General features: G+C 72.0%; 27 protein-coding genes. 18 read left to right on the plus strand and 9 right to left on the minus strand.

The features are described from left to right. A complete protein-coding gene (locus ACESMR_RS05990) occupies nucleotides 1-1,200 on the minus strand; it encodes a thiolase family protein (RefSeq protein ID WP_373045934.1) in 1,200 nt (399 codons plus the stop codon). Between the two features lie 144 nt (nucleotides 1,201-1,344). On the opposite strand from ACESMR_RS05990, the gene ACESMR_RS05995 reads away from it, so the two are divergent. Further along, complete coding sequence (locus ACESMR_RS05995) at nucleotides 1,345-2,979, plus strand: mucoidy inhibitor MuiA family protein (RefSeq protein ID WP_373045936.1); 1,635 nt, start codon at nucleotides 1,345-1,347, stop codon at nucleotides 2,977-2,979. Here the strand turns inward: ACESMR_RS05995 and ACESMR_RS06000 are convergent. After that, nucleotides 2,976-4,208 carry an alpha/beta fold hydrolase gene (locus tag ACESMR_RS06000; protein WP_373045938.1) on the minus strand — a complete coding sequence of 411 codons (1,233 nt, stop codon included), beginning with the start codon at nucleotides 4,206-4,208 and terminating at the stop codon, nucleotides 2,976-2,978. The two genes, ACESMR_RS05995 and ACESMR_RS06000, sit on opposite strands and share 4 nt — an antisense overlap. A gap of 119 nt (nucleotides 4,209-4,327) precedes the next feature. Here ACESMR_RS06000 and ACESMR_RS06005 point away from each other — a divergent pair, with 119 nt between their 5' ends. From ACESMR_RS06005 to ACESMR_RS06025, 5 genes are all read left to right on the plus strand, one after another. Beyond that, complete coding sequence (locus ACESMR_RS06005; protein ID WP_373045940.1) at nucleotides 4,328-5,116, plus strand: hypothetical protein; 789 nt, start codon at nucleotides 4,328-4,330, stop codon at nucleotides 5,114-5,116. A gap of 17 nt (nucleotides 5,117-5,133) precedes the next feature. Continuing rightward, nucleotides 5,134-6,234 carry a type II secretion system F family protein gene (locus ACESMR_RS06010; RefSeq protein ID WP_373045942.1) on the plus strand — a complete coding sequence of 367 codons (1,101 nt, stop codon included), beginning with the start codon at nucleotides 5,134-5,136 and terminating at the stop codon, nucleotides 6,232-6,234. 130 nt (nucleotides 6,235-6,364) lie between these two features. Continuing rightward, on the plus strand, nucleotides 6,365-8,047 hold the full coding sequence (locus ACESMR_RS06015) for a hypothetical protein (RefSeq protein WP_373045944.1): 1,683 nt from the start codon (nucleotides 6,365-6,367) through the stop codon (nucleotides 8,045-8,047). Beyond that, complete coding sequence (locus ACESMR_RS06020; protein WP_373045945.1) at nucleotides 8,047-9,543, plus strand: hypothetical protein; 1,497 nt, start codon at nucleotides 8,047-8,049, stop codon at nucleotides 9,541-9,543. Before ACESMR_RS06015 ends, ACESMR_RS06020 begins: the two co-directional genes overlap by 1 nt. A 5-nt stretch (nucleotides 9,544-9,548) precedes the next feature. Next, nucleotides 9,549-10,205 carry a hypothetical protein gene (locus ACESMR_RS06025; RefSeq protein WP_373045947.1) on the plus strand — a complete coding sequence of 219 codons (657 nt, stop codon included), beginning with the start codon at nucleotides 9,549-9,551 and terminating at the stop codon, nucleotides 10,203-10,205. On the opposite strand, the gene ACESMR_RS06030 is transcribed toward ACESMR_RS06025, so the two are convergent. Continuing rightward, a complete protein-coding gene (locus ACESMR_RS06030) occupies nucleotides 10,202-10,999 on the minus strand; it encodes an energy transducer TonB (RefSeq protein WP_373045948.1) in 798 nt (265 codons plus the stop codon). The genes ACESMR_RS06025 and ACESMR_RS06030 overlap by 4 nt on opposite strands. A 423-nt stretch (nucleotides 11,000-11,422) precedes the next feature. Between ACESMR_RS06030 and ACESMR_RS06035 the strand changes: the two genes are divergently transcribed. Together ACESMR_RS06035 and ACESMR_RS06040 are read left to right on the plus strand one after the other, a co-directional pair. Continuing rightward, nucleotides 11,423-11,785: a hypothetical protein gene (locus ACESMR_RS06035; protein WP_373045950.1), complete on the plus strand. Its 363-nt coding sequence runs from the start codon at nucleotides 11,423-11,425 to the stop codon at nucleotides 11,783-11,785. A gap of 59 nt (nucleotides 11,786-11,844) precedes the next feature. Further along, nucleotides 11,845-12,708: a ribonuclease HII gene (locus ACESMR_RS06040; protein WP_373045952.1), complete on the plus strand. Its 864-nt coding sequence runs from the start codon at nucleotides 11,845-11,847 to the stop codon at nucleotides 12,706-12,708. Here the strand turns inward: ACESMR_RS06040 and ACESMR_RS06045 are convergent. Beyond that, nucleotides 12,696-13,790: a hypothetical protein gene (locus ACESMR_RS06045; RefSeq protein WP_373045953.1), complete on the minus strand. Its 1,095-nt coding sequence runs from the start codon at nucleotides 13,788-13,790 to the stop codon at nucleotides 12,696-12,698. The two genes, ACESMR_RS06040 and ACESMR_RS06045, sit on opposite strands and share 13 nt — an antisense overlap. A gap of 37 nt (nucleotides 13,791-13,827) precedes the next feature. Between ACESMR_RS06045 and ACESMR_RS06050 the strand changes: the two genes are divergently transcribed. Further along, on the plus strand, nucleotides 13,828-13,962 hold the full coding sequence (locus ACESMR_RS06050) for a hypothetical protein (RefSeq protein ID WP_373045955.1): 135 nt from the start codon (nucleotides 13,828-13,830) through the stop codon (nucleotides 13,960-13,962). Here the strand turns inward: ACESMR_RS06050 and ACESMR_RS06055 are convergent. The 4 genes from ACESMR_RS06055 to ACESMR_RS06070 all read right to left on the minus strand — a co-directional run bounded on the left by ACESMR_RS06055 (nucleotide 13,931) and on the right by ACESMR_RS06070 (nucleotide 18,115). Continuing rightward, nucleotides 13,931-14,491 (minus strand): hypothetical protein, encoded by a 561-nt coding sequence (locus ACESMR_RS06055; RefSeq protein WP_373045956.1) that lies wholly within the window; start codon nucleotides 14,489-14,491, stop codon nucleotides 13,931-13,933. The genes ACESMR_RS06050 and ACESMR_RS06055 overlap by 32 nt on opposite strands. A 116-nt stretch (nucleotides 14,492-14,607) precedes the next feature. Further along, nucleotides 14,608-15,282, minus strand: a complete 675-nt coding sequence (locus ACESMR_RS06060) for a hypothetical protein (protein WP_373045958.1) — start codon at nucleotides 15,280-15,282, stop codon at nucleotides 14,608-14,610. A gap of 278 nt (nucleotides 15,283-15,560) precedes the next feature. Further along, nucleotides 15,561-17,531, minus strand: coding sequence for an acetate--CoA ligase (acs, locus tag ACESMR_RS06065; protein WP_373045960.1), 1,971 nt, complete (start codon nucleotides 17,529-17,531; stop codon nucleotides 15,561-15,563). Between the two features lie 74 nt (nucleotides 17,532-17,605). Continuing rightward, nucleotides 17,606-18,115 (minus strand): hypothetical protein, encoded by a 510-nt coding sequence (locus ACESMR_RS06070; RefSeq protein WP_373045961.1) that lies wholly within the window; start codon nucleotides 18,113-18,115, stop codon nucleotides 17,606-17,608. A 65-nt stretch (nucleotides 18,116-18,180) separates the two neighbouring features. Between ACESMR_RS06070 and ACESMR_RS06075 the strand changes: the two genes are divergently transcribed. The 4 genes from ACESMR_RS06075 to ACESMR_RS06090 all read left to right on the plus strand — a co-directional run bounded on the left by ACESMR_RS06075 (nucleotide 18,181) and on the right by ACESMR_RS06090 (nucleotide 20,337). Then, on the plus strand, nucleotides 18,181-18,600 hold the full coding sequence (locus ACESMR_RS06075) for an NUDIX domain-containing protein (RefSeq protein ID WP_373045963.1): 420 nt from the start codon (nucleotides 18,181-18,183) through the stop codon (nucleotides 18,598-18,600). A 130-nt stretch (nucleotides 18,601-18,730) separates the two neighbouring features. Then, nucleotides 18,731-19,165, plus strand: a complete 435-nt coding sequence (locus ACESMR_RS06080) for an RrF2 family transcriptional regulator (protein ID WP_373045964.1) — start codon at nucleotides 18,731-18,733, stop codon at nucleotides 19,163-19,165. Between the two features lie 12 nt (nucleotides 19,166-19,177). Continuing rightward, complete coding sequence (locus tag ACESMR_RS06085) at nucleotides 19,178-19,579, plus strand: hemerythrin domain-containing protein (RefSeq protein ID WP_373045966.1); 402 nt, start codon at nucleotides 19,178-19,180, stop codon at nucleotides 19,577-19,579. Nucleotides 19,580-19,764: 185 nt separating this feature from the next. Beyond that, nucleotides 19,765-20,337: a helix-turn-helix transcriptional regulator gene (locus ACESMR_RS06090; protein ID WP_373045967.1), complete on the plus strand. Its 573-nt coding sequence runs from the start codon at nucleotides 19,765-19,767 to the stop codon at nucleotides 20,335-20,337. Nucleotides 20,338-20,343: 6 nt separating this feature from the next. Here the strand turns inward: ACESMR_RS06090 and ACESMR_RS06095 are convergent, their stop codons facing one another. Beyond that, complete coding sequence (locus ACESMR_RS06095; protein WP_373045969.1) at nucleotides 20,344-23,253, minus strand: DEAD/DEAH box helicase; 2,910 nt, start codon at nucleotides 23,251-23,253, stop codon at nucleotides 20,344-20,346. A 169-nt stretch (nucleotides 23,254-23,422) separates the two neighbouring features. Between ACESMR_RS06095 and ACESMR_RS06100 the strand changes: the two genes are divergently transcribed. The 5 genes from ACESMR_RS06100 to ACESMR_RS06120 are packed head-to-tail and all read left to right on the plus strand — an operon-like array spanning nucleotide 23,423 to nucleotide 26,920. Further along, on the plus strand, nucleotides 23,423-23,764 hold the full coding sequence (locus ACESMR_RS06100) for a CidA/LrgA family protein (protein ID WP_373045970.1): 342 nt from the start codon (nucleotides 23,423-23,425) through the stop codon (nucleotides 23,762-23,764). After that, entirely contained in the window at nucleotides 23,761-24,450 is a 690-nt protein-coding gene (locus tag ACESMR_RS06105; RefSeq protein WP_373045972.1) for an LrgB family protein, read from the plus strand. Before ACESMR_RS06100 ends, ACESMR_RS06105 begins: the two co-directional genes overlap by 4 nt. Nucleotides 24,451-24,493: 43 nt before the next feature. After that, nucleotides 24,494-25,165, plus strand: coding sequence for a fatty acid desaturase (locus ACESMR_RS06110; RefSeq protein WP_373045973.1), 672 nt, complete (start codon nucleotides 24,494-24,496; stop codon nucleotides 25,163-25,165). Between the two features lie 9 nt (nucleotides 25,166-25,174). After that, nucleotides 25,175-26,152 (plus strand): endonuclease/exonuclease/phosphatase family protein, encoded by a 978-nt coding sequence (locus tag ACESMR_RS06115; protein WP_373045975.1) that lies wholly within the window; start codon nucleotides 25,175-25,177, stop codon nucleotides 26,150-26,152. A 45-nt stretch (nucleotides 26,153-26,197) separates the two neighbouring features. Next, nucleotides 26,198-26,920, plus strand: a complete 723-nt coding sequence (locus ACESMR_RS06120) for a uracil-DNA glycosylase family protein (RefSeq protein ID WP_373045976.1) — start codon at nucleotides 26,198-26,200, stop codon at nucleotides 26,918-26,920. Nucleotides 26,921-26,933: the final 13 nt, after the last annotated feature.

The raw sequence follows: 26,933 nt of genomic DNA on the forward strand, positions 1-26,933 counted from the left end.
TCAGACCCGCTCGACCAGCGCCGCCACGCCCTGGCCGACGCCGACGCACATCGAGGCCACGCCGCGCCTGGCGCCCCGGCGCTTCATCTCGTGCACGAGGGTGGTGAGGATCCGGGCGCCGGAGCAGCCGAGTGGATGGCCGAGGGCGATCGCGCCGCCGTTGACGTTCACGCGGTCCGGATCGAAGCCGAGATCACGGACGCAGGCGATCGACTGGACGGCGAAGGCCTCGTTGAGCTCGACGAGATCGACGTCCGCAGCGGCGACGCCGTGGCGGACGAGGAGCTTGCGCACGGCGGGCACCGGGCCGATGCCCATGTAGCGCGGGTCGACGCCGGCGGAGGCGCCGCCCACGAAGCGGGCGATGGGGGTGAGCCCCAGCTCCTTCGCCGCCTCGGGCGAGGCGAGGAGGAGCGCCGCGGCGCCGTCGTTGAGCGAGGAGGAATTGCCTGCGGTCACCGAGCCTCCCTTGCGGAAGGAGGCCTGCAAGGTGGCGAGCTTCTCGGGGGTGGTGTCGGGCCGGGGGCACTCGTCCCTGTCGACGACGAGGGCAGGCCCCTTGCGCTGCGGGATCTCCACCGGGATCACCTCGTCCCGGAAGGCGCCCCGCTCCCACGCCGCCACCGCCTTGCGGTGCGAGTCGAAGGCGAAGCGATCCTGCTCCTCGCGGCCGATCCCGTACTTCTCCGCGACGTTCTCGGCGGTCTCGCCCATCTGCTCGAGGGGGAAGAGCGCCTCCATCTTCGGGTTGGGGAAGCGCCAGCCCAGCGAGGTGTCGAAGACCTGGCTGCCGCCGGTGGGGAAGGCGCCGTCGGGCTTGGGCATCGCCCAGGGCGCGCGGGTCATCGACTCCACGCCGCCTGCCACCACCACCTCGGCCTCACCCACGGCGATCATCCGCGCCGCCTGGATCGCCGCCTCGAGGCCGGAGGCGCAGAGCCGGTTGACGGTGACGCCGGGGACGCTCTGGGGCATCCCCGCCAGGAGCAGCGCCATCCGCGCCACGTTGCGGTTGTCCTCGCCGGCCTGGTTGGCGCAGCCGAGGATCACCTCGTCCACCCGGGCCCCGTCGACGCCTGCCCGGCGCAGCAGGCTGCCGATGGCGTGGGCGGCGAGGTCGTCGGGGCGGACCGACTGCAGCGCGCCGCGAAGCTTGCCGATGGGGGTCCGAACCGCTGCGCAGATCAGGGCTTCACGCACGTCATTGGCTCCTTGGACGAGGCAGGAGCCGGTTTTCTTAGCCCAGATCCATCCGGCGGGAAAGGCGCCACCGAGGCGGCCCGCCGCTCCCGTTCTGCAGGAGCGATTGAATCTTTTCCCCGCTTCGTGCTGTCAGAGGGCCATATGAGCCTTCGCGCGCTTGCCCTCCTCCTCCTCCTCCTGCCCGCAGCGGCCTCCGCCGCCGAGCTGCGGGTCGGCACCTCCATCGACGAGGTGACCGTCCATCCCAGCACCGCCCAGATCTCCCGGCACGGCAGGGCACAACTCCCCGCAGGCAGCGTCCGGCTCCTGGTCGACGAGCTCACCCCGCAGCTGCAGGACGACACCCTGCGGCTCTTCGCGAAGGGTGGCGCCAGAGCCCGGATCCTCGGGGTTTCGGTGGAGATGCAGCCCCAGGCGGAGAGCACTTCACCTGCAGTGCAGGCCGCCGAGGAGAACGTGCGGGACCTCGAGTTCCGGGACCGCGCCCTCGCCGACCGGCTCGAGGCCGCAGCGGAGCAGAAGAAATTCCTCGACGCGCTGCGGGCCACCTACGCGAAGGAGCGCTCGGACAACCTCCCGGTCCGGCAGGTGAACACCTCGGAGTGGTCGGCGATGGTCGACTTCCTCGGCAGGGAATATGCCGAGGTGAGCGCCACCGTCCGCACTACCACCCGCGAGCGCCTGCAGCTGCAGAAGGAGCTCGACGCCGCGCGCCGGGAGCTCGCGCGGCTCCAGTCGAAGGGCAGCCGCAGCTACAAGCGGGCGGTGGTCGATCTGCTGGTGGAGCGCGCGGGCTCCATCGACCTCGAGCTCACCTACCTCGTCCACGGCGCGAGCTGGCAGCCGGTCTGGGACGCGCGCCTCGACCCCGACGACGAGCGGCTCGACCTCGGCCTCCAGGCCCGGGTGCAGCAGCGGACCGGCGAGGATTGGGAGAACGTGCAGCTGGTGGTCTCCTCGGCGGAACCGATGCGCCGCACCACGCTCCCCGAGGTCCATCCCCTCTACCTGACCCGCAGGCCGCCCTCCCCGCCGCCCTACGCCAGCCGCCAGGCGGCCCCACGGGCCAAGGCCGAGTCGCTCTCCGAATCCGCCGGAGCGATGGACGAGGCAGAGGCCTTCGAGCCGATGCCGGCGCAGGTCCGGGTGAACCTCCTCTCCACCAGCTACACCGCCCCGGCTCGCGCCACCATCCCGAGCACCGGCGAGGCCCGCAAGAGCTTCCTCGCCTCCCATCCCCTGCAGGCGAAGCTGCGCCGGGTGGTGGCACCGTCGATCGAGGCGAAGGCCTACCTCACCGCGAAGGCGAAGAACGAGAGCGGCGCGCCCCTCCTCGCCGGCCCGATCGAGCTCTTCGTCGAAGGGGCCTTCGTGGGCAGGAGCTCGATCGGCCAGGTGGCGGAGGGCGACGAGCTCGAGCTCGCCTTCGGCCCGGACGAGCGGATCCTCGTGGAGCGCGACGTCCTCGAGCGCAACCGCGACGACTACGGCGTCTTCTCCAGGCGCGAGCGCTACACCTACAAGATCCGGACGAAGGTGAAGAACCTCTACCGCGAGCCGGTGCAGATCGATCTCGTCGAGCAGCTGCCGGTGAGCCGCGACGAGGACATCGAGGTGAAGATCCTCGAGGGCACCACCGCCGGCGGCAAGGGCGACGAGCAGAAGCCGGGCGTGCAAACCTGGACCCTCGACCTGAAGGCAGGCCAGGAGCGCGTGATCCAGACCGCCTTCGAGGTGAGCTATCCGAAGGGTGTGCCGATCTTCAACCTGCCCTAACGAGCCTTCTCGCTGGTGACCACGACCACCTCCGACTCGAGGGTGCGGTGGACGGGGCAGCGGTCGGCGATCTCGAGGAGCCGCTTGCGCTGCTCCTCGTCGAGCGGGCCCTGGATCTCCAGGGTCCGCTCGATTCGATCGATGCGGCCGGTCTGGGTCTCGCAGGTGGCGCAGTCCTCGGCGTGGACCTTTTCGTGCTTGAGCTCGACCGCCACGCGCTCGAGGGGCCAGCCCTTGCGCTCGGCGTAGAGCCGCAACGTCATCGCGGTGCAGCTGCCGAGGCCGGCGAGGAGGAGGTCGTAGGGCGTGGGGCCGGTGTCGTTTCCCCCAAGCCGCTCCGGCTCGTCCGCCTGCAAGGTATGCCGGCCCGCGCGGATTCGCTGCGCCAGCCTGCCGGCGCTGCTCTCCTCCACCCGGATCCGATCGGGCGCCACCTCCTCGCCGTCCGCCGGGGTCGGCTGTGCCGCGTGCACGCCCAGGTAGCGGCTCGCCCAGGCGGCGATGACGTGGGCCACGTAGATGCCGTCCGCGTGATCGGTGAGGAGATGGTCGGCGGTGTCGAGGGAGATGAAGCTCTTCGGATGCTTCGCCGCGTCGAAGATCCGGCGGGCATTGTCGACACCCACCACCCGATCGAAGGGCGCGTGGAAGACGAGGAGCGCCCGCTTCAGGCCGGCCACCTGCTCGAGCACCTGCTGCTCCTCCAGGTCGCGGAGCATCTCCCGCCGCACCCGGAAGTGGCGCCCGCCGATCTGCACCTCCGCCTCTCCCTCCGCCTCGATCGCCGGCAGCTGCCCGACGAAGAGGTGCTGCACGTGGGCCGGATCGCTGGGCGCGTTGATCGTCGCCACCGCCTTCACCTCGGGGATGCGCCCCGCGGCGGCCAGCACCGCCGTGCCGCCGAGGCTGTGCCCGACGAGGAGGGAGGGCCCCTCGAGGCGGGCGCGCAGGAAGTCCGCGGCAGCGACGAGATCGCCCACGTTGGACGAGAAGGTGGTGTTCTCGAATTCGCCGTCGCTGTGTCCGAGCCCGGTGAAGTCGAAGCGCAGCACCGCCATCCCCAGCTCGGTGAGCGCCGCTGCGACCCGGCTCGCGGCGAAGACGTCCTTCGAGCAGGTGAAGCAATGCGCGATGATCGCGCAGGCCACCGGCGTGCCGTCGGGGAGATCGAGCCGCGCGGCGAGCTCGTCGCCATGGGCTCCAGGGAAGGTTGCCTTCTCCGTGCGCATCCGCCGCTACCTCCTCAGCCTGCCTGCCCCCTCCACGGGAGAGGGGGCGGCGGCCTCTTTCCACGGAGCTTGTGCGGGAAACGCGCTCCACTACAATCGCGCGGTTTCGGGAGACGACCATGATTCGACGCATCCTGCTCGGCACCACCCTTGCGGCCCTCGCCGGCTGCGGCGAGCCCCCCCTCGGCGACGACGCCGTGGTGGCGCAGGCCCTCGGCGGGATCCAGCCCTCCCTCGAGGCGCAGAACGCGCTCCTCGTCGCGATGGACGACTGCCCGAGCTGCGCCAACCTGCAGGAGCTGGGCAACTACCTCGGCGCCACGCTGGGGAGCTGTGCCCGCGTCGAGGCGGTGTCGAAGGCGGAGAGCGCCTGCACGAAGATCGCGGGCAGGAGCGCCGCCAGGGTCTCCCTGAACGGCTGCGACTTCGAGCTGGGGCGCCCGGTCTCCGGCACCCTGGTCGTCACCCAGGCCGACGGCAGCGTGATGCGCTACTTCGAGACCGACCTCTCCACCGGCGACCACGGCGTGGTCTCGTGTGGCGAGGTGAGCGGCGCCGGCGGTGGCCACAGCCTCGCCTTCGACGCGGTGGCCCACGGGCCCACCGGAGGCGACGTCCTGCTCTTCTGGTCGGGGCCGACCTCCGCCGACGCGCAAGGGACCTTCGTGCGCAGCGGCAGCGTGAACCTCCAATTCACCGGCGGCGACGGCGTCGGCTACATCGTCGAGGCGGAGGCGAGCCAGCTGAAGCGCGCCGCGGGACAGTCCCTGCCCCACGCGGGCTCGATCGCGTTCCAGGGCCTCGAGGGCATGGCGAAGATCGAGTTCGGCGCCGAGTCGCCCACCACCGGCGGGATCCGGCTGACCCGCTCGAACGGCGTGGTCGAAACGGTGGTCGTCGCCCGCTGACGGGTAGGATGGCTGCCATGCACCCTGCCCTCACCAGCGCCTCCTGCCCCGGCTGCAACCGCCCCCGGGGCGACGGCCCCGAGTGCCCGCATTGCGGGCTGATCTACGCGCGCTGGCGGCAGCGGCCGGTGGCGGAGGAGCTGGCGGAGCGGCGGGTCCACCTCTCCCTGCAGCAGCGGCAGCGGCTCTTCCTCGGCCTGGCGGAGGCGATCCACGCGGGCCTCGCGCCGCTGGCCTTCGTCGAGGCGGCAGCAGGCGCGCTGCCCGCGCAGCTGGTCGCCTCGCTGCGGTCGGAGTTCACGGTGGGCACGCCGCTCTCGGCGACGCTGGGGCGCCTCGGGATCCTCGCCGGCGCCGACCTCGCCTTCCTGCAGGCAGGGGAGATCCAGGGGACGATGCCCGCGACCCTGCGCCTCCTCGCGCAGCGGGCGGCGGAGCGGAGGCGGGAGCGCGGCAGGGTGCTGCTCGCCCTGGCCTACCCGCTGCTGCTGGCGATCGGCGCGGTGATCATCGTGCCGGCGCCGCTGATCTTCCGGGAGGGCGTCGGCGCCTGGGCGGCGCGGGTGCTGCCGCTCCTGGCCGGCATGGGCGCCGCGGGCTTCTTCGCCCTGGTCCTCGTGCCGCGGATGCGGCCCGACGCCGGGCCGCGGCGCTTCCTCCGCAGCGCAGGCCTCGTACTGCCCGGGTCGCGGCAGGCGCTGCGCAACGGATCGATCGCCACCTTCCTCGAGGTGCTGGGTTCCTGCGTGGCCGCCGGGATCGCGGTGCGGCAGGCGCTGCCACTCGCGCTCGACGCGGCCCCGCACCCGGCCTTCCGCGCCACCGGCCCGCAGGAGCGGCTCGAGGCCGGCGCGACGCTGGCGGAGGCGGTGGCGACGATCGCGGTGGTGCCGCCGGCGACGCTGGCGCAGATCGCGCAGGCCGAAGTCACCGGGACGATCGATCGGGTGCTGCCGGCGCTGGTGGCGGATCACCGGCAGCGGGCCCGGGTGGGGACGCTCGTGGCGGTGGTGCTGCTCGGGCTCGTCGCCGTCGGGGTGGTGGTGGGCACGCTGGCGTGGTCGGTGATCGAGGCGTGGCTCGCCTACTTCCGGCAGGTGGAGCGGGCCGGCGGCTGAATCTTGCCGTGCACCACGGAGAATACGGCATTGCCCGGCGTCGCTGTCGCGGCGCGAGCCGTCACGGGTGGCCGATTCCCGTGCAGACGTCGCTTCCCGCACGGGCACGGGTCGTGCTTCGCTGGAGCGCATGGACCGAATTCATCTGCATGGGCTCCTGGCGTTTGCGCTCGGGCTGGTGCTCGCCGCCTGCGGCGAGTCCGCAGGGGAGTCTGCCGGCGCATCCGGTGACGGCGGAGGCGGCGGCCTCGGCGGCTGCACCCGCGACGCCGACTGCCCCGCGGGGCTGGTCTGCAACGCCGAGGCGCGCTGCGTCGCGAGCGACGGGCTGCCGCCGGAGGAGGAGGAGAGCCGGATCGCCGCCCGCCCCGCCGCCTCGGCGGAGCGGCTCTACGTGATCGCGCCGTTCGCCGACGCGGTGACGCTGATCGACCCCGAGACGCTGGCGCTGGAGTCGGTGCCGGTCCCCGAGGAGCCGGTCGATCTGGCGGTGCTCCCCGGCGAGGACGCGGCGCTGGTGCTCTCGCGGAGCGGCAGGGCGATCTCCCTCCTCGCCAGGCAGGGCGGGGTGGTGGGCCTGCAGGTGGCGCCGCTGGCCCGTCGCTTCGGCGCGGTGGCCCTCGCGCCGGACGGCGCCTGGGCGCTCCTCTGGACGCCGGAGGGCATGCTCCCCGACGCTGGCGCCGAGGGGATCGTGGGGCTCGTCGACGTGGACGCCCTGCGCGCAGGCCTCGAGGGTCCGGTGGCGGATTTCGCCGCAGGCCGCCGGCACACGGCGGTCCACTTCCGCACCGTCGCAGACGATGCGGTCGACGCGGTGGTGGTGGGCAAGGTGGAGATCGCCGTCTTCCCCCTCGGGGCGGAGGATCCCGCCCCGACCCGGATCGCGCTGCCGGCGCTCTTCGCCGAGATCGCCACCCGCGAGGTGGTGGCGGCGCCGGACGGCTCCTTCCTCCTGCTCCGCTCCCTGGCAGCGCCGGAGCTCGCCGTCTTCGACGTGGAGGCCCGCACCCTCTCCACCTTGCCCCTGCCGGCCCCCGCCAGCGATCTCGACGTGACCGCCGACGGATCGCTGGCGGTGGCGGTGCTCCGCACCACCAGCCAGGTGGCCTGGTTCCCGCTGCCCGCCGCCCTCGGTGATCCGGCGGCGGTGCAGGTGGCGACGGTGGAGCTCCCGGCGATCGGCTGCGAGGAGGTGCCCTGCCTGGCGGCGCCGGGCCAGGTGGCGCTGGCGCCGGACGGCAGCTTCGCCGTGCTCTTCTCCAACGCCGCGCCCACGGAGAGCCTCGGCATCTTCGACCCGGCGGATGGCTCCACCGCGATCTTCTCGGCCCTCGAGAAGCAGGTGCATTCGGTGGCGCTCTCGCCGGACGGCACGCAGGCGCTCGTCTTCCACCTCGCCGATCCCGACTCCACCGCCGCCGATCTCTACGAGCGCTGGGTGGATCAATCCGAGGGCTACGCGGTGGTCGACCTCGAGCGCGGCATCGCCCAGCTCAAGCTCACCGACAGCCTCGTTCCCCGGGAGGCGGTCTTCGCCACCGGCGATCGCTACGCCGGCGTCACCCTGCGCGACGACGAAGCGAAGCGCTTCGGCCTCGACGCGATCGATCTCGAGACGCTGGTGACCGAGCCGCTGCAGCTCGCCTCGGCGCCGGAGTTCGCCGGGCCCCTGCCCGCCTCGACGCCGGAGCAGCACCATCGGATCTGGGTGACACAGGAACATCCCGCCGGCCGCATCGGCATCGCTCGCCTCGACGAGCGCACGGTGCGCACCATCACGGGCTTCGAGCTCGAATCGGAGGTGCGTTGATGCGCCGCCTTCTCTTTTCCCTGCTCGCGCTCGCCACGGTGGCCTGTGGCAGCCGCGGCGCCCGCTGGGACGAGCCGCTGGAGGCGGAGGGTCCCTTCGTCGCAGCCGATCGGCTGGTGTGGCTCAATCGCACCGCCTCGCTGCTCGTGGTCCTCGATCCGCAGGGTGGCGACGGTGCCCGCGCCTTCGACGTGGTGGGGAGGATCCGCGGCGCCGCTCCCTGGTCCGGCGGGATGGCGATCCTCGGCGGCAGAGGCGACGCCCCCACGCTCGAGATCGTGCGCCTGCCAGGTGGCGAGCGGCGGCGGATCGCCTTGGGCGCTGCGTGGGACGAGATCGCGGTCGCGCCGGACGGCACGCACGCGGTGCTCCGCTTCGATCCCGACGTTCCGCCCGCCGCCGGCGCGCCGCCGGTGCGCAACCTGAACGAGATCGGCGTGGTCGATCTCGCCGCGGGCAGCGCCACGACGGTGGTGCTCCAGACCGAGGCGCTGGTGCCGCGCGCGGTGGTCTTCCAGCCCGGCGGCACCCTCGCCGCCCTCCTCTTCGACAACGCCATCGCCCTGGTCGACACCGCGGCGCCGGCGCGCCGGGTGCAGGTTCCCCTCAAATTGCGGGACGGCACCGCGCTCCGGCCGGCGGAGGCGCTCTTCTCGCCGGACGGCAGCTTCCTCTTCGTGCGGGCCGTCGGCTCCGAGGACGTGCTCACGCTGGAGCTCCTCGAGGCGGCCGGCGCCCTCGACGTCTCGATCAACTTCCTCTTCGTCGCCGGGGGCCGGTCGCTGCAGGACATCGCCGTCGCCGAGGCGCTGGGCAACGCGGTGGTGGCGCTCTACGCCAGCCACGTGGCGCTCCTCGACGCCACGGGCGACAGCGGCGCGACGCACGTGGCGGCGCTGGAGCCGGATCTCGATCGGATCACCGATCTCGGCGACGGCCTGCTCCTCCTCACCGCGCAGGGCTTCGCCACGGATCGCCTGTCCGTAGCCGCCTGGGATCCGGCCGCTGGCCGGCTGGTGGTCGATCGCCTCGAGCGGCCGCTTGCCGGCGCGCCGGTGGTGGCGAACGGCGAGGCCTTTCTCCCGCAGCAGGGCGGCACCACCGGCGCGCTCACCGTGGCGCGGGTGGAGCGGGATCCCGCCAGGTTGCGGCTCGATCTGCAGGCGCTGCAGGTGGCCGGGCAGATCACCTCCACCGCCGTCGACGGGGCGAGCGGCGTGGTCTTCCTCGGGCTCGATCTCCAGCGTCCGGCGACGGTGGACGATACCGCCACCGGCGGCGTCGCGGCGATCACCGCCGGCAGCCTCGCCAGCGATGGCCTGCTCCTCGACGCGCCGGTTCGGCAGGTGGGCGTGGTGGGCGGCAGCATCTACGCGCTGCACGACGATCGACTGGGCGACGTGACGCTGGCGCCGCTGCGCTCGTTGCGCCGCGAGGACGCGGTCCGCTACGAGGGCGTGCTGCTCGGTGGTCTCTTCGACCGGGGGGAGGAGTGATGAGCGTGCGTGCCCTTTTCGCTGCGTGCTGCGTGTGGCTCGCCGCCACGCCGGCGCTCGCCGACGTGCACCTCTTCACCCGCGTCGGATCGATTTGGATCACCGATCCCTCCTTCGATCTGGTGAGCGGTACCGACGCGCTCCCCAACGTGCTCTTCGGCGCGGGGTGGGAGGCAGGGCGCGGCTCGCCCCTCGCCTTCGAGGTGGCGTACGGGCTCGCCGGCGCCAGCGACGAGGTCTTCGAGGCGATCGACACCAACTTCCTGCTGCAGCAGCTCCAGGGCGCGGCGATCTACCGGCGGCCCTTCTCCGAGCGCTGGCGCTGGTTCGCACGAGGCGCTGCGGCGCTGGAGCACGCGAGCCTCGATCTCGGTGCCTCGCGGATCCTCGAGGCGTCGGCCTGGGGGCTGGCGCTGGAGGGAACGCTGGGGACGGAGCTGCTCCTGCCCATCGCCGCCGACGGCGACGAGTGGGGGGCGAGCCTCGGCCTCTCGGTGGAGGCGGGCTACGGCCTGCGCCCCTTCGGCTTCGACTTCGCCGAGGCCACGGTGGAGGGGGACGACGAGGCGGAGCCGCCGCCGACGGCGGCGGGGCCGATCGACGTCGGCACCCTCGACGCGTCGGGGCCGATCCTGCGCTTCGGGCTCTCCCTGCGCTTCTAACGGATCCCGGGGCGCTCGCCCTTGCGCCACACGCCGACGAGGCGGACGCCCTCCTTTACCCGCTGGCTCAAGGGGTAGAAGCAGTGGCGCGGGATGAAGTACGCGTCGACGGCGCAGCCGGCGATCGGCAGCGGCGGCGTGGTGATCAGGGTGGCGTCGAAGGACCAGACGCTCTGGTTGCCGTCGGGCGGGAGGCCGAGGTCGAGGGTGGCGAGGCTCTTCGCCCGCTCGAGTGCCGCGCGATCGTAGGCGGCGTTGCCGCTGGAGCGGTGGAGGCGCACGTCGGCGACGTTGCCGGTCTCGTCCTGCACCAGGAGGACGAGGGCGCTGCGGCTCTGGCGGTAGGCGGTGCGCTCCATGTCGACCGTGGGCTCGACGCGGTCCGGAAGCTCCACCGGGACGGCGTTGTCGGCGAGCTCCCTGGCGCCCGGGACGAGGGGGCCCTCGCCGTAGGGGTTGCCGGTGGCGGCGTAGCGCTCCGCCTGCTCCCGGTAGCCCTTCCAGGCTTCCTCGACCGGGATGCCGAGGCCGCGGGTGGGGCCGTCGCGGAGCAGCTCTTTCGGCACCTCCCAGCGCCGCTCCAGCTGCTGGCGCAGCTCCGACCAGTAGGTCTCGACGCGCTCGGTGGCGCGGCGGACGGCGCGATCGTCGGCGAGGCGGTCGGCGAGGCCCGGGGCGGGCTCGGGCTCCTCGGGGGGCGGCACGGGGATCTCGAGGGTGCCGGCGAGCTCGTAGCGGTCGGGGAGGAGATCGAGGCGGCGGAAGGTGGGATCGACCCGCCGCGGCTCGGTCAACGGCTCCGCCGTGGGGGCCGGCGCCGGTGTGGCGACGCTCCCGCGCGGGGCTCTCACCGGGGGTGATTCACCCGGAGTGCGCGGCGGCGGCTCGTAGCGAGGCGGCGGTTCGGGCGCGGGCTGAGGTTCCGGCGGGGCCACCGGGATGATCTCCAGCTCGATCGGCGGCTCCCGATGCTGCCGCTCCGGCTCCCTCGCCAGCAGGAGCAAAGCCAGATGCGCGGCGACCGAAAGGCCGACCGCGACGCCCCAGCGCATCGTTGGCCGCTTGCTCCCCACGGGCCAGATCTCCCACCGCCGGCGCTGCCGGCGCAACCATCCCCACCCGGGCCGCCGGGCGCTTGCCTGCCTGCAGGGCGCTCCCCAGCCTTTGCCGGGGCGCAGAGGGATTGGGCCTCTGGCTCGAGCGAAGGGGCGGCGATGATGGTGGAGGTGCTGGCACGGCGGGCAGAGGTCCGCCGACTCTCGGTGCAGGAGGCGCGGGACGGCCTCGTCTCCTGGTTCATGGAGCGTGCGGAGCCCCAGGTGCGCAGGGGGATGAAGTTCACCTCGCCGCACGCCAACGCCGAGGAGATCCAGCGGGTCCTGCAGCAGCGGGCGCGGACCTTCTTCCACCGCCTCGCCTCTACCTGGGAGGAGCCGACCTGGGCCGATCTCCGCCGGGTGAAGACCCGGATGCAGACCTACCTGCTCCCGCAGCGCGAGGTGCTCGAGGTGCTCGCCCACGAGATCGATCTCTGGGACTTCATCCTAGCCGGCGGCGCGCGGCCCGAGGCGCGGGCCTGAGCGCCATTCCCGGCTTGCAGCCGTTGCGATCCCGCACCCGGAGGGGCTAGGGTCCCCCCGTGACGCCCCGCCCGCCCAGCCTCGCCGAATTGAGGAAGCGCTACGTCGACGAAGCGCGCCCGCTCCCGCAGGTGCTCGAGCAGGCCTTGCGCAACGACGTTCGTGCCGGGGCGAAGGCCCTGCTCGCCGCCATCGACAAGCGCCGCCACGCCCACCGGGCCGAGGGGCAGCGCCTGCGCCACATGCTCCGCTACGAGCAGGCGTTCTACGCCGACGGGATCACCCTGGTGGCAGGCGTCGACGAGGCGGGGATGAGCCCCCTCGCAGGGCCCGTGGTCGCAGCGGCGGTGATCCTGCCCGTCAACGCGCGCATCGCCGAGGTCGACGACTCCAAGAAGCTCGACGCCCCCACCCGCGAGCGCCTCGCGGCGGAGATCAAGGCGAAGGCGGTCTGCTGGGGCGTGGGCCTCGTCGAGCCGGCGGAGATCGACAGCGTCAACATCTACCGCGCGGGCCTGCTCGCCATGCGCCGCGCGGTGGAAGCCCTTGCCCCCTGCCCCGAGGCCCTGCTCATCGACGCGCGGCGCCTGAAGGAGCTGCCCATCCGCCAGGAGGCGATCATCAAGGGCGACGCCAAGAGCCTCTCCATCGCCGCCGCCTCGATCATCGCCAAGACCACCCGCGACGCCCGCATGGCCGCCTACGACACGGAGTTCCCCGGCTACGGTTTCGCCAGGCACAAGGGCTACCCGGTGAAGGAGCACTACGAGGCGCTGGAGAAGCTCGGCGCCTGCGCCATTCACCGGCGCTCCTTCGCCCCGGTCCGCAAGGTCCTCGGCCTCGATCCCCTGCAGACCGACCTCTTCGCCCCGCCGCCGGACGCGGACGCCGCGCCCGAGGACGAGGGCTCTCACGAGGCGTGAGAGCGCCTCCGCGTTGCGAGGAGCAGCGTGACGAGCGCCGCACCGGACCAGGCCCGTGGGCCGCTCGACGTGCTGCAACCGCCATCGTCCCAATCGTCGCCGCTGCAGATGTAGCCGGCGTCGAAACCGAGTGCGACCGCATCGTCGGCGCACGTTGGCGAGAGCGCCGCGGCTTCCACGTCCTCGAGGGGCGCAGCGCCGTCACAGGAGACGGCACCGTCTTCACCTACCGCGAAGCTCCAGCGCACGGCGAGGTCGCGTCCCTCGAGGATCACCAGGTATCGCTCTTCTCCTGCACCGGCCAAGCCGTAGAGGACGCTCCCGACTTCGACATCGCTCGCCAGTGGTCCGGAGATCCGCTCGACCAGATGGAAGCTTTGCGTACCCGTCGAAGCGCGGGACGTCACTGCAACGCCCCACAGCTCCGTTTGCACCTGGCTTCCGCAGAGCAGCGAATCGCAGGGCATCGAGCAATCGGCCGCTGCGGCAGTAGGAGCGCAGACAGGCAGGGACGCGAGCATGATGGCGATGGGTGCTTTTATGTCCGGCACGCCGGGGGGGACCCGCCACCGCTGCAGCGCACCGTACGTGGCGCTGCGAGTCGCCTCCCCCCGGTGCGTGGGGCCTGGGCAACTGAACCGGTAGGAAGCGCCAAAACGCCGCTTGGCGAGCAGCGCCGCGAACAGAAGGCCGGCGGTTGCGGCCGCACCGGCATCGGCAGGTCCCGTCGCGCCGGTTGTGCTGCAACCGAAGGGCGCATCGGCGCACGATCCGGAGAGCCCTGCCTGTGCGGTTGCGCGGCCGCAATCGCTGGAGAGGAGCGCATCGATGGCGTCATGCCGATCGGCGATCCCCGACGCGCCCATACACGCGACCCGGCCACCGTCGACGACCTCGAGTCCGGCGGCTGCGGTGCCGCTCCCGCTGAGCACGAGCAGCGCCTCGTCGGTTGCCGTCTGCCACGCCTCGACCGCCAGACCCACCTGCACCTGCGCAGCGCCGGGACCGCCGAGGACCTTCGTGACGACGTAGCTCGATGCTCGGCCGTTCGGCCCGGGTGCGCCTACCCGCTCCGCCTCCACGAGAGTCCACGCCTCCTCATGTCGGATCGGGTCACAGATGACCCAGGAACAGGAGGGTGCACAGTCCGCCGCCGCTGCCGCGGGCAGCAGCATCGCCACCAACGCAGAGGCGATGCCTCCCAACCAGCATCTGGCTGCGCTCATCGTCTCCACCGCGGCAGCACGAGCGTGATCAGTGCCCCGACGACGCCCCACCACGGCGCACCGCCGCCAGCACTGCAGCCGACGATGTGCTCGGTGTCGTCGCATTCCGCGCCGCTGTCGTAGCCGCTCTCGAGCGCCCGATCCTCGCAGTCGGGCGCGACGGCGATCGCCAGCGCCTCGTCGAGGTCGATGGCCTCGCCGTCGCACCGCACCTGCCCGGCCTGGTCGACGGTGGCGATGGCCCGGGCGGAGCGCTCCGCTCCCCACTGCTCCACCGCCACCAGCACCTCGGTGTCCGGACCCGGAGCGTCGATCACGTAAATCTCGAGCGGCAGCTCCGTGCCGACGGAGATCTCGCTCGCCAGCGGTCCGTGGACCTGGTCCAGACGAACGGTGAGGGCCTCCCCCTCCAGCACCGTCCCCCGTGCGGCGCCCCACGCCTCGGCCCACTGCTGCATGCAGAGCTGCGCGGCGCAGGAAGGAGCGCAATCCGCCTCCGCCTGCGCGGGCACCAGTGCCACCCACCCGACCGCCCCAAGCAACGTGAACCACCGCATTCGCCCCTCCGAGCCGGCGCTCTCCCACGCCACGACTTGCAACATACGAGGTCCCCTCGCCCCGCTGCGAGCGAGCGCCGTGACTTCCCGTATCCGAGTTGGAATACGGCGTGCGACTACGCGGCGCCTCGTCGCCACCCCACCTGCAGCAGCCATGTTCGTGGCTCGAGGAGAGGGCGATCGCTCCCGGCGAGCCGCATCGTGCGGGGTACGTGGTCGGCGGGGCCGGCGGCGTAGCGGTCCATCGTGACGGGCTCCAGCTCCTCGCCGCGCTCGAGCAGGTGCTTGCGGGTGTTGGAGAGCACGTAACGGATCGCGTTGCGTACCTGCGTGGGCGTGCGGAGCACGGCGGTGTGGTAGCGGTCGGCGACGACGCGGCCCTGGCGGCGCATGAGCTGGTTGAGGCCGCGGGCGATGCGGATGGAGATGGAGCGCATCGCGCGGCCCAGGTTCTGGCGGCTCTCCACCTCGAGGATGAGGTGGAGGTGGTTGCCCTGCACCGAGTAGTGGGTGAGGCGGGCGCCCGTCTCGCGCGCCGCCAGCAGGGCGCGGGAGAGCACGTTCCAGGCGCGGTGGGTCCGCAGGTTCCAGACCTCCGGCATCATCCGCACGGTGACGTGGACGGGGTGCCGCCGCTCGATCTCCCCGCGGCGCAGGTGCGGCACCGCGGGGCGGTCGCCGAGCGGACGCGGGCCCTTCGGCTTGCGGCCGGCGCCTTTGCGCGCGCCGCCCCAATTCCGCTCCGGCAGATCGAGCTCGGCCTGGGTCCCCATCTTTGGCTTGCGCGCCATCGTCTGCCCCCTCGCGCTGGAGCCAGACCACACAAATGTGCTGCCCGGCGACCAGCCACTTGAAAAGCGTATGTGGTTTTCATGCTGGTTTCTACGGCCCGAGTGGGTTCTCCCAATCGCTTCTGGATCTACGGATTCCAGGAGAGACAAGTCGGTGCTTCCAACAAGCCGAGGAGCCACCGCGAGCGCCCCGCAGTGCACGCCAAGGCACCGCGCACGAAAACGCCCGGCCACCTCCCCAGGTGCCGGGCGCCTCGTTCACGGCACGGCGGTGGACGTTACTCCTCGTCCCCCTGCCGCAGGTTGGCCAGCACGTTGAGATCCTCGAGCGTGGTCACGTCGCCCTGGCTCTCGCGCCCCGCCGCCACGTCCCGCAGCAGCCGCCGCATGATCTTCCCGGACCTCGTCTTGGGCAGGGCCTCCGCGAAGCGGATCTCGTCGGGCCGGGCGATCGGGCTGATCTCCTTCGACACGTGCTCCTTGAGCTCGTTGCGCAGCGCCTGGGTCGCGGGCACGCCGTGCTGCAGGGTCACGAAGGCCACCACCGACGTCCCCTTCACCTCGTCGGGCCTGCCGACCACCGCCGCCTCCGCCACGTTCTCGTGGGAGACGAGGGCGCTCTCGATCTCCATCGTCCCCAGCCGGTGGCCGGCCACGTTGATGACGTCGTCGACGCGGCCCATGATCCAGAAGTAGCCGTCCTCGTCTTCTCGCGCGCCGTCGCCGGTGAAGTAGCGCCCGGGGAACTCGGAGAAGTAGGTCTGCAGGTAGCGCTCGTGATCGCCCCAGATCGTGCGGGCCAGCGAGGGCCAGGGCCTGTCGACGATGAGGTAGCCACCCTTCCCCGCGGGCACCTGGTTGCCCTCGCGGTCGACGACCTTCGTGGCGATGCCGGGGAGCGGCAGGGTGGCGGAACCGGGCTTGGTGGGCGTCGCACCCGGCAGCGGCGAAATCATCATCGCGCCGGTCTCGGTCTGCCACCACGTGTCGACGATGGGGCAGCGCCCCCCGCCGATCACCTCTCGGTACCACATCCACGCTTCGGGGTTGATCGGCTCGCCCACGGTGCCGAGCAGCCGCAGCGAGGTGAGGTCGTGGCGGTTGGGCCACGACTCGCCCATGCGCAGGAAGGTCCGGATCGCGGTGGGCGCGGTGTAGAGGATGCTGACCCGGTGCTTCTCGACGATGCGCCAGAAGCGGTCAGGCTGCGGGTGCATCGGCGCGCCCTCGTACATCACCACGGTGGCGCCCAGCGCCAGCGGCCCGTAGACGACGTAAGAGTGGCCGGTGACCCAGCCCACGTCGGCGGTGCACCAGTAGGTATCCTCCTCGCGCAGATCGAAGACCCAGCGCGTGGTGGCCGCTGCAGCGACGAGGTAGCCGCCGGTGGAGTGGACCAGCCCCTTGGGCTTTCCGGTGGAACCGGAGGTGTAGAGGATGAAGAGCGGGTGCTCGGCCTCCACCGCCACCGCGGGGCAGTAGTCGCTCTCGGAGTCGACGAGCTCGTGCCACCAGCGATCGCGCCCGGGGATCCAGGCCACCTCGTTGCCGGCGCGCCGAACCACCAGCACCCGGCGCACGGAGGTCCCGCGGACCGCCGCGTCCACCGTCTCCTTGAGCGGGGAGACGTTGCCCTTGCGGAAGGTGCCGTCGGCGGTGATCACCACCTCGGCGCCGGCGTCGTTGATCCGGTCCCGGAGCGCTTCCGCGGAGAAGCCGGCGAAGACGAGCGAGTGGGTGGCGCCGAGCCGCGCGCACGCCAGCATGGCGATCGCCGCCTCGGGGATCATCGGCAGGTAGATGCAGACCCGATCGCCCTTCTTCACGCCCTGCTTGCGCAGCGCGTTTCCGAAGCGCCCCACCTCGCGGGCGAGATCCTGGTAGGTGAGCACCCGCTCCTCGCCGGGCTCGCCCTCCCAGATGATCGCCGCCTTGTTGCGGCGCCAGCCGGAGAGGTGGCGATCGATGCAGCTCTCCGACGCGTTGAGGGCGCCGCCCTCGAACCACTTCACGTCGGGGAGCTCGCCCTCGATCACGGTGCGGAAGGGCTGCTGCCAGACGACCAGCTCCCTGGCGAGATCGCCCCAGAAGCCCTCGGGATCGACCTCCGCCCGCTCGCGCATCCGGCGGTACTCGTCGAGGCTGCCGATCCGCGCGGCTTCGGCGAATTCCTTCGGCGGGGGAAAGACCCGGCGCTCCTGCAACAGGGAATCGAGGGCGGTCGACGGGTGGGTCGGGTTCACGGCCATTGCTCCTCCTGGAGGTTGCCCCGACCGTAGACACCGCAGCTGTGCACAAGCAACCCGGCGAACGAAAGCCGTGTTCAATCGCCGATCTTCGCCGCGTCGAAGTCGACCTCGACGATGCACGCCGGCAGGCATTCCGGCTGGGCTTCCGGCCTGCGGGTGTAGTCGATGCGGAGCCTGCCGGTGAAGGACTCGTCGTCCCGGACCCGGGCCTCGATCGACGAGTGGGCGAAGACGAAGCAGGAGAAGCCCTGGATCTCGCGGACCACGTCGAAGGTGGCGTCGGCGATGAAGCGCTCGACCTCGCGGTCCGGCAGATAGCGCCCGATCAGCGCCTTGTCGCCGCTGGCGCCGGTCAGCCCCGGCACCAGGGGGCCCTCGGCAGCGAACTCGAGCCGGATGGAGTCGCCTGCGCTCTCGACCTCCGCTTCCGGGAGCGGCAGCGTGGCCTCGGGCTCCACCGAGCAGCTGTCCTGGCGGATGCCGGTGGTGGTGAAGGCGTAGGTGCCGTTTTCGAGCCCGCGGCCACACGCCGGCAGGGCGAGGAGGACGGCGCAGGCGAGGAGCTTTCGAGCGAGCAGGCACACGCCGGCATGGTAGCCATCGGCGCCGGCGATGGGGAGAATCCCCGGCCAGCCTCGAGGATCACGCCATGCCCGAATACCGGAACCCGAAGCCCACCGTGGACCTCTTCATCGAGCTGCCGGACGGCCGCTTCGTCCTCGTCCGGCGGAGCAACCCGCCCCACGGCTGGGCCCTGCCCGGCGGTTTCGTGGACGAGGGCGAGCCGCTGGACCGGGCGGCGATCCGGGAGGCGAAGGAGGAGACCGGCCTCGACGTCGAGCTCCGGGAGCAATTCTTCACCTACGGCGACCCGAGCCGCGATCCCCGCCAGCACACCCTCTCCACGGTCTTCCTCGCCAGCGCCGAGGGCGAACCCCTGGGCGGCGACGACGCGGCGGAGGCCAGGGCCTTCCGCCCCGACGAGCTTCCCCCGCTGGTCTTCGACCACGCGACCATCGTCGCCGACGTCCTCCGCTACCTCCGGACCGGCGAGCGGCGAAAGCTCTAGCGCCCACGCCACGGACGAAGTCCAGGTCCTCCGACCTCCGAGAAAATCGGGGGTGGCACGTGCACAAGCGCGAGACGGGTCTACGGGAGCTGAGGCGGGCCGGATCCCCGCCCAAGATCCCGGAGATCCAATGCTTTTCAACCAGACGGCCGAATATGCGCTCCGCGCGATGGCGCACCTGGCCCTGCTCCCGGAGGGGACCTCGGTCCGGGCCAGGGACCTCTCCGCCGCGACGGGCATTCCCCCCGACTACGTCTCCAAGGTGCTGCGGCGGATGGTCCGCGAAGGCCTCCTCCTCTCCCAGAAGGGCCACGGCGGCGGCTTCCGACTGGCCCGGCCCCCGGCGGCGATCCGCTTCGCCGACGTGCTCGCGGCCCTGGACGAGGGGCTCGACCCGGAGCGCTGCGCCTTCGGCTGGGGTGCGTGCGGCGGCCATGCGCCCTGCCCGCTCCACAACGCCTTCTCGAAGCTGAAGGCAGCGGTGAACACCTGGGCGAGCGAGACGACGCTCGCCGACGTGGGCGACGGGACGGTCCAGCTGCCACAGGTATCGGCAGCTGGCTGAAGGAGGCATGCCGTGATCGACGTGAACTGGCAGTTGGAGCTCGAGCGCGAGCACGTGGAGCAGAACGATCAGATCGAGCAGCTGGTCACCGCGCTGCTCTCGACCCCGCCGGACCTCGATACGGCCCGCAACATCGTGCGGGCGATCGACCGGGAGCTTCCCGATCACCTCGGCCGGGAGGAGGCGGTGATGGCCCCCTGGCTGGCGAAGGTCCTTCCCGAGGCGCGGGAGGAGCTGGCCCTCCTCGAGCGGCAGCACGTCGAGCTCTTCGCGCAGGCGACCGCCGCGCGCTACGCGCTGGCGGGCGTCACGCCCGCGGTGGACTACGGGGTGGCGCTGCGCTTCGCCCGGAAGTTCGCCGATCACCTCGAGAGGGAGCGGCGCCTCGTCGAGCGCGCCATTGCCTCGAGCTGATCCCTCGACGGACCGGCGCGCAACGACTCCCGCAGCGGCGCATCCTCGATGCTACATCGAGTGTGATGAAGGTGGACCATCGACTTGGCCCCGCTCGGGGGATAATGGTCCTCGTTCTTGCGGGGGGTGGAACGATCCCGGCTCGATGACCCACGAGGTCGGTTTCCACCCGGGAGACGTTCGCAATGCAGCAGGTCCTTGCAGTTGCACGGAGCGCATTGGGCGCGATCTGCGTCGTCGGTATCGATGGGCGGATCCGCTACGGCAACGCGGAAGCGGAGCGGCTCCTCGGCATCCCCGCAGCTTCGCTGATCGACGCCTCCTGCCGGTCGGTCTTCGGCGACGACTGCGCCTGCGGCGACGCCCTCGAACGGGCCCTGGCCGGCGAGGTGGTGGAGCCCTTCGACCTCCACCTGGTCCGGCCCGAGAGCGCGGGTACGGTGCTGGTGGCGATCCCGCTGGCGGTGCGCGACACGGAAGACGGTGCGGTGGTACTCACGCTCTTTCCCCGGCGCAGCGACGGGGCGAAGGTCCCGGCGACGCTGGGCGAGCCGCCACTCACCGCCCGTGAGCTCGAGGTGCTGCGCTACCTGCTCGACGGCTGCGACACCGAGACCGTGGCGCAGGCGATGTCGATCACCCGCACCACGGTGCGCAACCACGTGCAGCGGCTGCTGCGCAAGCTCGGTGCCCACAGCAAGATCGAGGCGGTGGCGATCGCCTCCCGCGCCGGGCTGCGCGGGATGGCGCGCGAATAGGCCCGTCTATTCGAGCAGCCCGAGCAGATCCTCGCGGGTGAGCGCGAGCGCCTGATCGCCGGCCCCCAGCGCTGCCTCCGCCAGGGCCCGCTTGCGATCCTGCAGCGCGAGGATCCGCTCCTCCACCGTGTCCTCCGCGACGAGCCGGTGCACGAGCACGGGCTTGTCCTGTCCGATGCGGTGGGCGCGATCGGCCGCCTGATCCTCGACCGCCGGGTTCCACCACGGATCGAGCAGGAAGACGTGATCGGCAGCGGTCAGGTTGAGACCGGTGCCGCCGGCCTTGAGCGAGAGGAGCAGGACCGGCGGCCCGTCCTCGCGCTGGAAGGCGTCGACGACGCCGCCGCGATCGACGGTGGAGCCGTCGAGGCGGAGGAAGTCGATGCCCGCCTTCTTCAGGTGGGGCTCGACGCGATCGAGGAGCGAGGTCCACTGCGAGAAGACCAGCGCCTTGTGTCCCTCCGCCACCGCCTCGTCGAGCTGCTCGAGCAGGAGCTCCACCTTCGAGGAGTGATCGGCCCGCTGGCCCGGGACGAGCCCGGCGTGGCAGGCCGCCTGTCGGAGGCGGAGCAGCGCCTCGAGGGCGGCGAGGACGTTGCCGCCCTTCTGCAGCTGCTGCACCACGTCCTGCAGCGTGGAGGCGCGGACCGCGTCGTAGACCTTGCGCTCGCTCTCGCTCAGCGTGCAGCGCAGCACGATGTCGGTGCGCGGCGGGAGTTCGGGCGCCACCTCGCGCTTCATGCGGCGGAGGACGAAGGGCTTGATCCGCGCCCGCAGGCGCTCCGCGGCGCCGGGCACGCCGCCGGCGATCGCCTTGGCGTAGCGCTCCTGGAAATCCTTGCGCCCGCCGAGCAGCCCGCGGTTGAGGAAGTGGAGCTGGCTCCAGAGCTCCTCGAGCCGGTTCTCCACCGGCGTACCCGAGAGGCAGACGCGGAAGCGCGCCGGCAGCTGGAAGGCGGCCTGCGCCACCTGGGAATCGGGGTTCTTGATCGCCTGCGCCTCGTCGAGCACCACCGTCTCCCACTTGTGGGCGGCGAGGAGCTCGGTGTCGAGGCGGAGGATGGCGTAGGTGGTGAGCACCACGTCCGCATCGGGGTCGAGCGAGCGCTGCGGACCGTGGAAGACGGCGACCCGCAGCGACGGGCGGAAGCGCGCAATCTCGTTCGACCAGTTGTGGATCACCGAGGTCGGCGCCACCACCAGGGTGCGCCCGCGGATCGTGCTGATCGTCTGCAGCGTCTTGCCGAGGCCCATGTCGTCGGCGAGGAGCGCGCCGAGGCCCGCCTCCTGGAGGAAGGAGAGCCAGGCGACGCCCTGCTTCTGGTAGGCGCGGAGCTCGGCGCGCAGGTCCTGCGGATAGGCGGGCGAAGGCAGGCCGCTGAAGTCCTCGAGGAGCGGGCGCAGCCTGTCGAACTGCGGCGGGGGCGGCTGGTCGAGATCGTCGCAGAGCCTGGCGAGATCGGGGATCGCGCAGGCGGGGAGCTCGCCGCTCCCGTCGCGGGCGGCGAGCAGATCCGCGATGCGGTTGCCGAACTTCTCCAGCCAGTCGGTGGGGATCGGCGCGATCCCGCCGCCGATGAGCGGCGCGAAGGCGGAGCCGTCCTGCCACGCACGGAGCACCGCCGCCGCATCGGCCCTGCCCCTGCCGCCACCGGCGGTGGTGAAGGAGACGTCGAAGGCGCTGCCGTTCACCGCGAGCTGCGGCACGAGGCGCGGCGCGAGGAAGAAATTCTCAAGCCCCTTGCCGTCCACGTCGCCGGAGAAGGAACGGACGCGGTCGGCCATGGCCACCGCCTCCTCCCCGCGGAAGAGCGCCTTCTTTCCCGGCGCGAGACCCAGGTCGCTCTGCAGCTGGCGGACGAGGCGGCCTTCCGCCTCTTCGTTGCGCAGCGGGATCACCGGATCGTCGCCGAGCAGGGTGAGGTTGCCGCCGTCGACCCGCGCCACCGGCGGATCGCCGTAGACCACGGTGGGGAAGACCACGAGCGCGTCGCCCTTCTGCTCGGTCTGCACCAGCATGCGGAGCCGCTGCTTGCTGGTGCGGGGAAAACGCTTCGAGCGGATGTGGACGTCGATGCGCTCCTGGAGCGAGGGCACCACGCGTGTGACCAGCTCCACCAACTGGCTCGCGGGAAAGGGCCTGCCGTTGCGGAGCTCGGCGAGCTCGCGGGCGGTGAGCGGCGGCTCGCCGAAGGGACGGATCACGTCGCCGTCGCAGCGGGCGATGCCGTTCGGGAAGATCTCGCGGATCGCGGGATCCTTCTCCATCCGCAGGAAGAAGCCGTCGCCCTGATCCTCGACCACGGCGACCATGCCCACGCGGGCCTTGGCCACGCGCACCGGCGTGCCGTCGAGGCGCACGTCGTCGGCGCCGGCCAGCGTCTCCAGCAGCGCGTGCATCACCTCCCGCGGAAACCAGCCGCGGCGCTTGGTGCCGAGGGCCACCTCGAAGGCGAGATCGACCGGGGTGGTGAGGATCTGGGGGCCTTCGACCCGACCCGAGGTGATCGCGGCGAGGCTGGTGGCGAGCGGCGCCTCGCTGCCGTCCTTGACGAGGACGCGATCGATTCCGAGGCCTGCGGTCGTGCGCTCGAGGCGGTAGCCGACCCGGGCGACGCTCACCTTCGGCGCGGGCAGCGCCTCGCCCGCTTTGTTCGCCCGACGCATGGCGATCGCCGCTGCGGCCACGTGGATGCAGACATCGTCGGCGACGTGGCAGTCGCACGACCAATCCTCGTCGTCCACCGCGAGCACCACGGTCCGCGCCACCTTCTCGGCGGGGGTCGTCACCCTGCAGATCACCTGGTCGTTCCCGGCGCGCTCACCGAGCACGGCGCCGGCGCGGGCGAGCTCCACGCCGCGGGACCAGGTGGCACGGGAGCACGACTCGCGGATCGCTTCGAAGAGTTCCTGCATGTGGTCCTTCTCGCCCCATCCGCCTCGCGGAGGCAAGGCGTTCGTTCGGAGAGGAACGCCGGAATGCGGCAGGTTCTTCTCCTCGCTCGTCATCGGCGCTCCTCTCGGATCGCCGCGGCACGGGCTCGGCGGCCTGCCGTGCTTGACAGCGGCGGGGACGATGCGTCCGATGCCGCCCATGCTCAAGGGGCTGCTCGCACTTCTCCTCTTTCTCGTGGCAGGGGAACTCCTCCGGGCCCTGCTCCACCTGCCGATTCCCGGCAACGTGATCGGCATGCTCCTGCTCGCCGCCGCGCTCGGCACGGGGCTGGTCTCCGTGGAGACGGTCAAGCCCACCGCCGATTTCCTCGTGCGCAACATGGCCCTCTTCTTCGTGCCCGCGGGCGTCGCCGTCGTTCGTCACCTCGACGCGCTCCGGGCGTGGTGGCTGCCCATCGTCGCCGCAGCGATCCCCAGCACCTTCGCCGTGCTGGCGGTGGTCGGCCTGCTCCAGCAGCGGGGCCGGCGATGAGCGACGCCCTCCTCTGGCTCACCGCGACGCTCCTCGCCTACGCTTGCGGGCGGTGGCTGCAGGAGCGGACGGGTCAGCGCTGGATCCACCCGGTGCTCGTCGCCGTGGCCCTCCTCGCCGCCGTGCTCCTCGGCGCCGGCGTCCCCTACGAGCGCTACGCCACGGGCGGGGATCTCGTCGGCTTCTTCCTCGGGCCGTCGGTGGTGGCGCTCGGCGTCTCGCTCCACCTCCAGCTGCGCGCGATCCTCCGCCGGGGCAGGACGCTGCTCCTCGCGATCGGTGTGGGGAGCGTGGTGGGGGTGGCCAGCGCCGCCGGCGCGGCGTGGTTCCTCGGCGCCCCCGCCTCGATCGTCGCCTCGGTCGCGCCCAAATCGGTGACCACGCCGATCGCCATCGCGGTGGCGGAGCAGAACGGCGGAATCCCCGCCGTCGCCGCGGTGCTGGTCATCGCCGTGGGGATCTTCGGCGCGGTGGCGGGGCCGCCGTTCCTGCGGGCGATCGGCGTCCGCGATCCGGAGGCGCAAGGCCTCGCCCTCGGTGCGGCGGCCCACGGCCTGGGTGCGGCGAGGGCCTTCGAGGAGGGAGAGCGGCAGGGCGCGAGCGCGGCGCTGGCGATCGGCCTGCAGGGCGTCGCCACCGCGCTCGCCACGCCGCTGGTGCTGTGGCTGCTGGGGCTTCTCGGCTGAACGTGGTGCGGGGGCGCATTCCTCGCGTAGCATGCCCGACCCCATGGGCCTGCTCGTCTCCGTCTGCGTGATCGCCCTCTGGTTCGGCCACCTCGCGTGGGCGCTCACCCGCCTGCCGGTGGCCGCGGCCGATCCGCTCGTCTGGGCCCACGTGCTCCTGCAGGGCTGGCTCACCACCGGCCTCTTCATCGTGGGGCACGACGCGATTCACGGGACCGTCTCGCCGAGCCCGCGGGTCAATCGGGCGATCGGGCGATTGACGGCGCTCCTCTTCGCCGGCCTCTCCTTCCGGCGCCTCGCCGCCAACCACCACCGGCACCACGCGGCACCGTGCAGCGCCGACGATCCCGACTTCTGCACCCGCTCGCAGAACTTCTTCGTCTGGTGGGGAACGTTCCTCTGGCGCTACGCCACCGTGGGGCAGCTGCTCCTCATGGCGGTCGCCTACAACGTGCTCGAGCGCTTCTTCGCCGAGAGCGCCCTCTGGGCCTATTGGGTGATCCCCGCGCTGCTCGGCTCCTTCCAGCTCTTCGTCTTCGGCACCTTCCTGCCCCACCGCCTGCCGCACGACGAGGTGATGGGCCCCCACCGGTCCCGGTCGCAGCGCCGCCACCACCTCTTCGCCCTGCTCAGCTGCTGGTTCTTCGGCTACCACCGGGAGCACCACGAGCATCCCGGCACACCCTGGTGGCAGCTCTGGCGCAGGAAAGCCTAGATTGCCGGGATGCCCACGCCCTTGCGGATCGTCAGCTACAACGTCCGGTACTTCGGCCACGCGGTGCGCGGCCTGGCCAGCACCCGGGCAGGTAAGCGGGGGATCGCCACCGCGCTGGCGCAGCTCGATCCCGTCCCCGATCTGATCTGCCTGCAGGAGGTCGAGACCTCCTCGATCCGCAGCAACCTCGGGCGCCCGCGGGTGAAGGCGGATCAGACGCAGCTCGAGTCCTTCATGGAGAGCCTCGAGCTCGCCTACCAGGCCCGCGGGATGGAGCTGCCCTTCGAGGCGCTCTACTTCCGGGCCCATACCTACAAGCTCGGCGACGTATCGCTCTACACCACCGGCCTCGCGGTGCTGGTCAACCTGGAGACGCTGCGGGTCGACATGCACAACGCCGAGGCGCCCACGGGGATCACCCACTACCACGTGGCCCGGTGGAAGGACCGCAAGCAGAGCCGCATCTGCGCGCACCTGCAGCTCGCCGACGGCGAGGGGCGGCCGCTCCACCTCTTCAACACCCACCTCAGCCTGCCCACCCCCTTCGCCCGCGAGTATTGGTCGGTGAAGGAGAAGATGGGCCACGGCGTGAACCAGCTCCACGAGGCGAAGCGGCTCGCAGAGTTCGTGCGCGAGCGCTCGAAGGGCGAGCCCTTCGTGGTCTGCGGTGATTTCAACTCGCCGCCGGGCTCGCCGGTCTACAAGCTCCTGCGCGAGGAGGCGGGCTTCGTCGGCGTGCAGGAGCAGCTCGGCCAGATCCACCCCGGCACGCCGCGCGCCTTCCCCACCGCGGGCTTCATGCGGCTGCGGATGCACCTCGACCACCTCTTCTGCAGCAGGGACGTCCGCTGGCTCGATCTGGAGGGGACGCATCCCTTCGGCCAGGGCCCCTTCGCCGGCCTCTCCGATCACATGCCGCTCATCGGCCGCTTCCGGATCGAGCACCCCGTGCCGGCGGAGCTGGGGCCGGAGACGCAGCACCGCTGAGTTTGACGTCCCGGGCAGGGGCGGATCGCGTAGGGTGGCGCCGCCATGGCCGATACCTGGACCGACGATCTCGTCGCCGCGCTGCGCCCGCTCCGCTTCGGACCGCCGGTGACCCATGTCTACAACCCCCTCGAATACGCCCGCGCCCCCTGGGATCGCTACGTCGAGCGCTGGGGGGCGGGACGGCGCGAGGTGCTACTCCTCGGCATGAACCCCGGCCCCTTCGGCATGGCCCAGACCGGCGTGCCCTTCGGCGACGTGGGCATGGTGCGCGACTGGCTCGGGATCGAGGCGGCGGTCGGCAAGCCTGCGGTGGAAAATCCGAAGCGGCCGATCGTCGGCTTCGCCTGCCCGCGTAGCGAGGTGAGCGGCACGAGGCTCTGGGGCTTCTTCCGCGAGACGTTCGGCACGCCGGAGCGCTTCTTCGCCCGCTTCTTCGTGGCCAACTACTGCCCGCTCGTCTTCATGGAGGCGTCGGGCCGGAACGTCACCCCCGACAAGCTGCCCGCGGCGGAACGGGCGCCGCTCTTCGCCGCCTGCGACGAGGCGCTGCGCCGGATCGTAGACGAGCTGCAGCCGCGGCTGGTGATCGGCGTCGGCGGCTTCGCCGAGAAGCGGGCCCGCGAGGCCCTCGGGGGCAGGAACCTCCAGCTGGGCTGCATCCTCCATCCCAGCCCGGCGAGCCCCGCAGCCAACCGGGGCTGGGGCGAGGTGGTGCGCAGGCAGCTCGCCGGCTACGGCGTGGAGCTCCCGCCGCCTGCGGCGTAGGCACCGACCCGGG

It is taken from the genome of Vulgatibacter sp. (assembly GCF_041687135.1).
Taxonomy (GTDB): Bacteria; Myxococcota; Myxococcia; order Myxococcales; family Vulgatibacteraceae; genus JAWLCN01.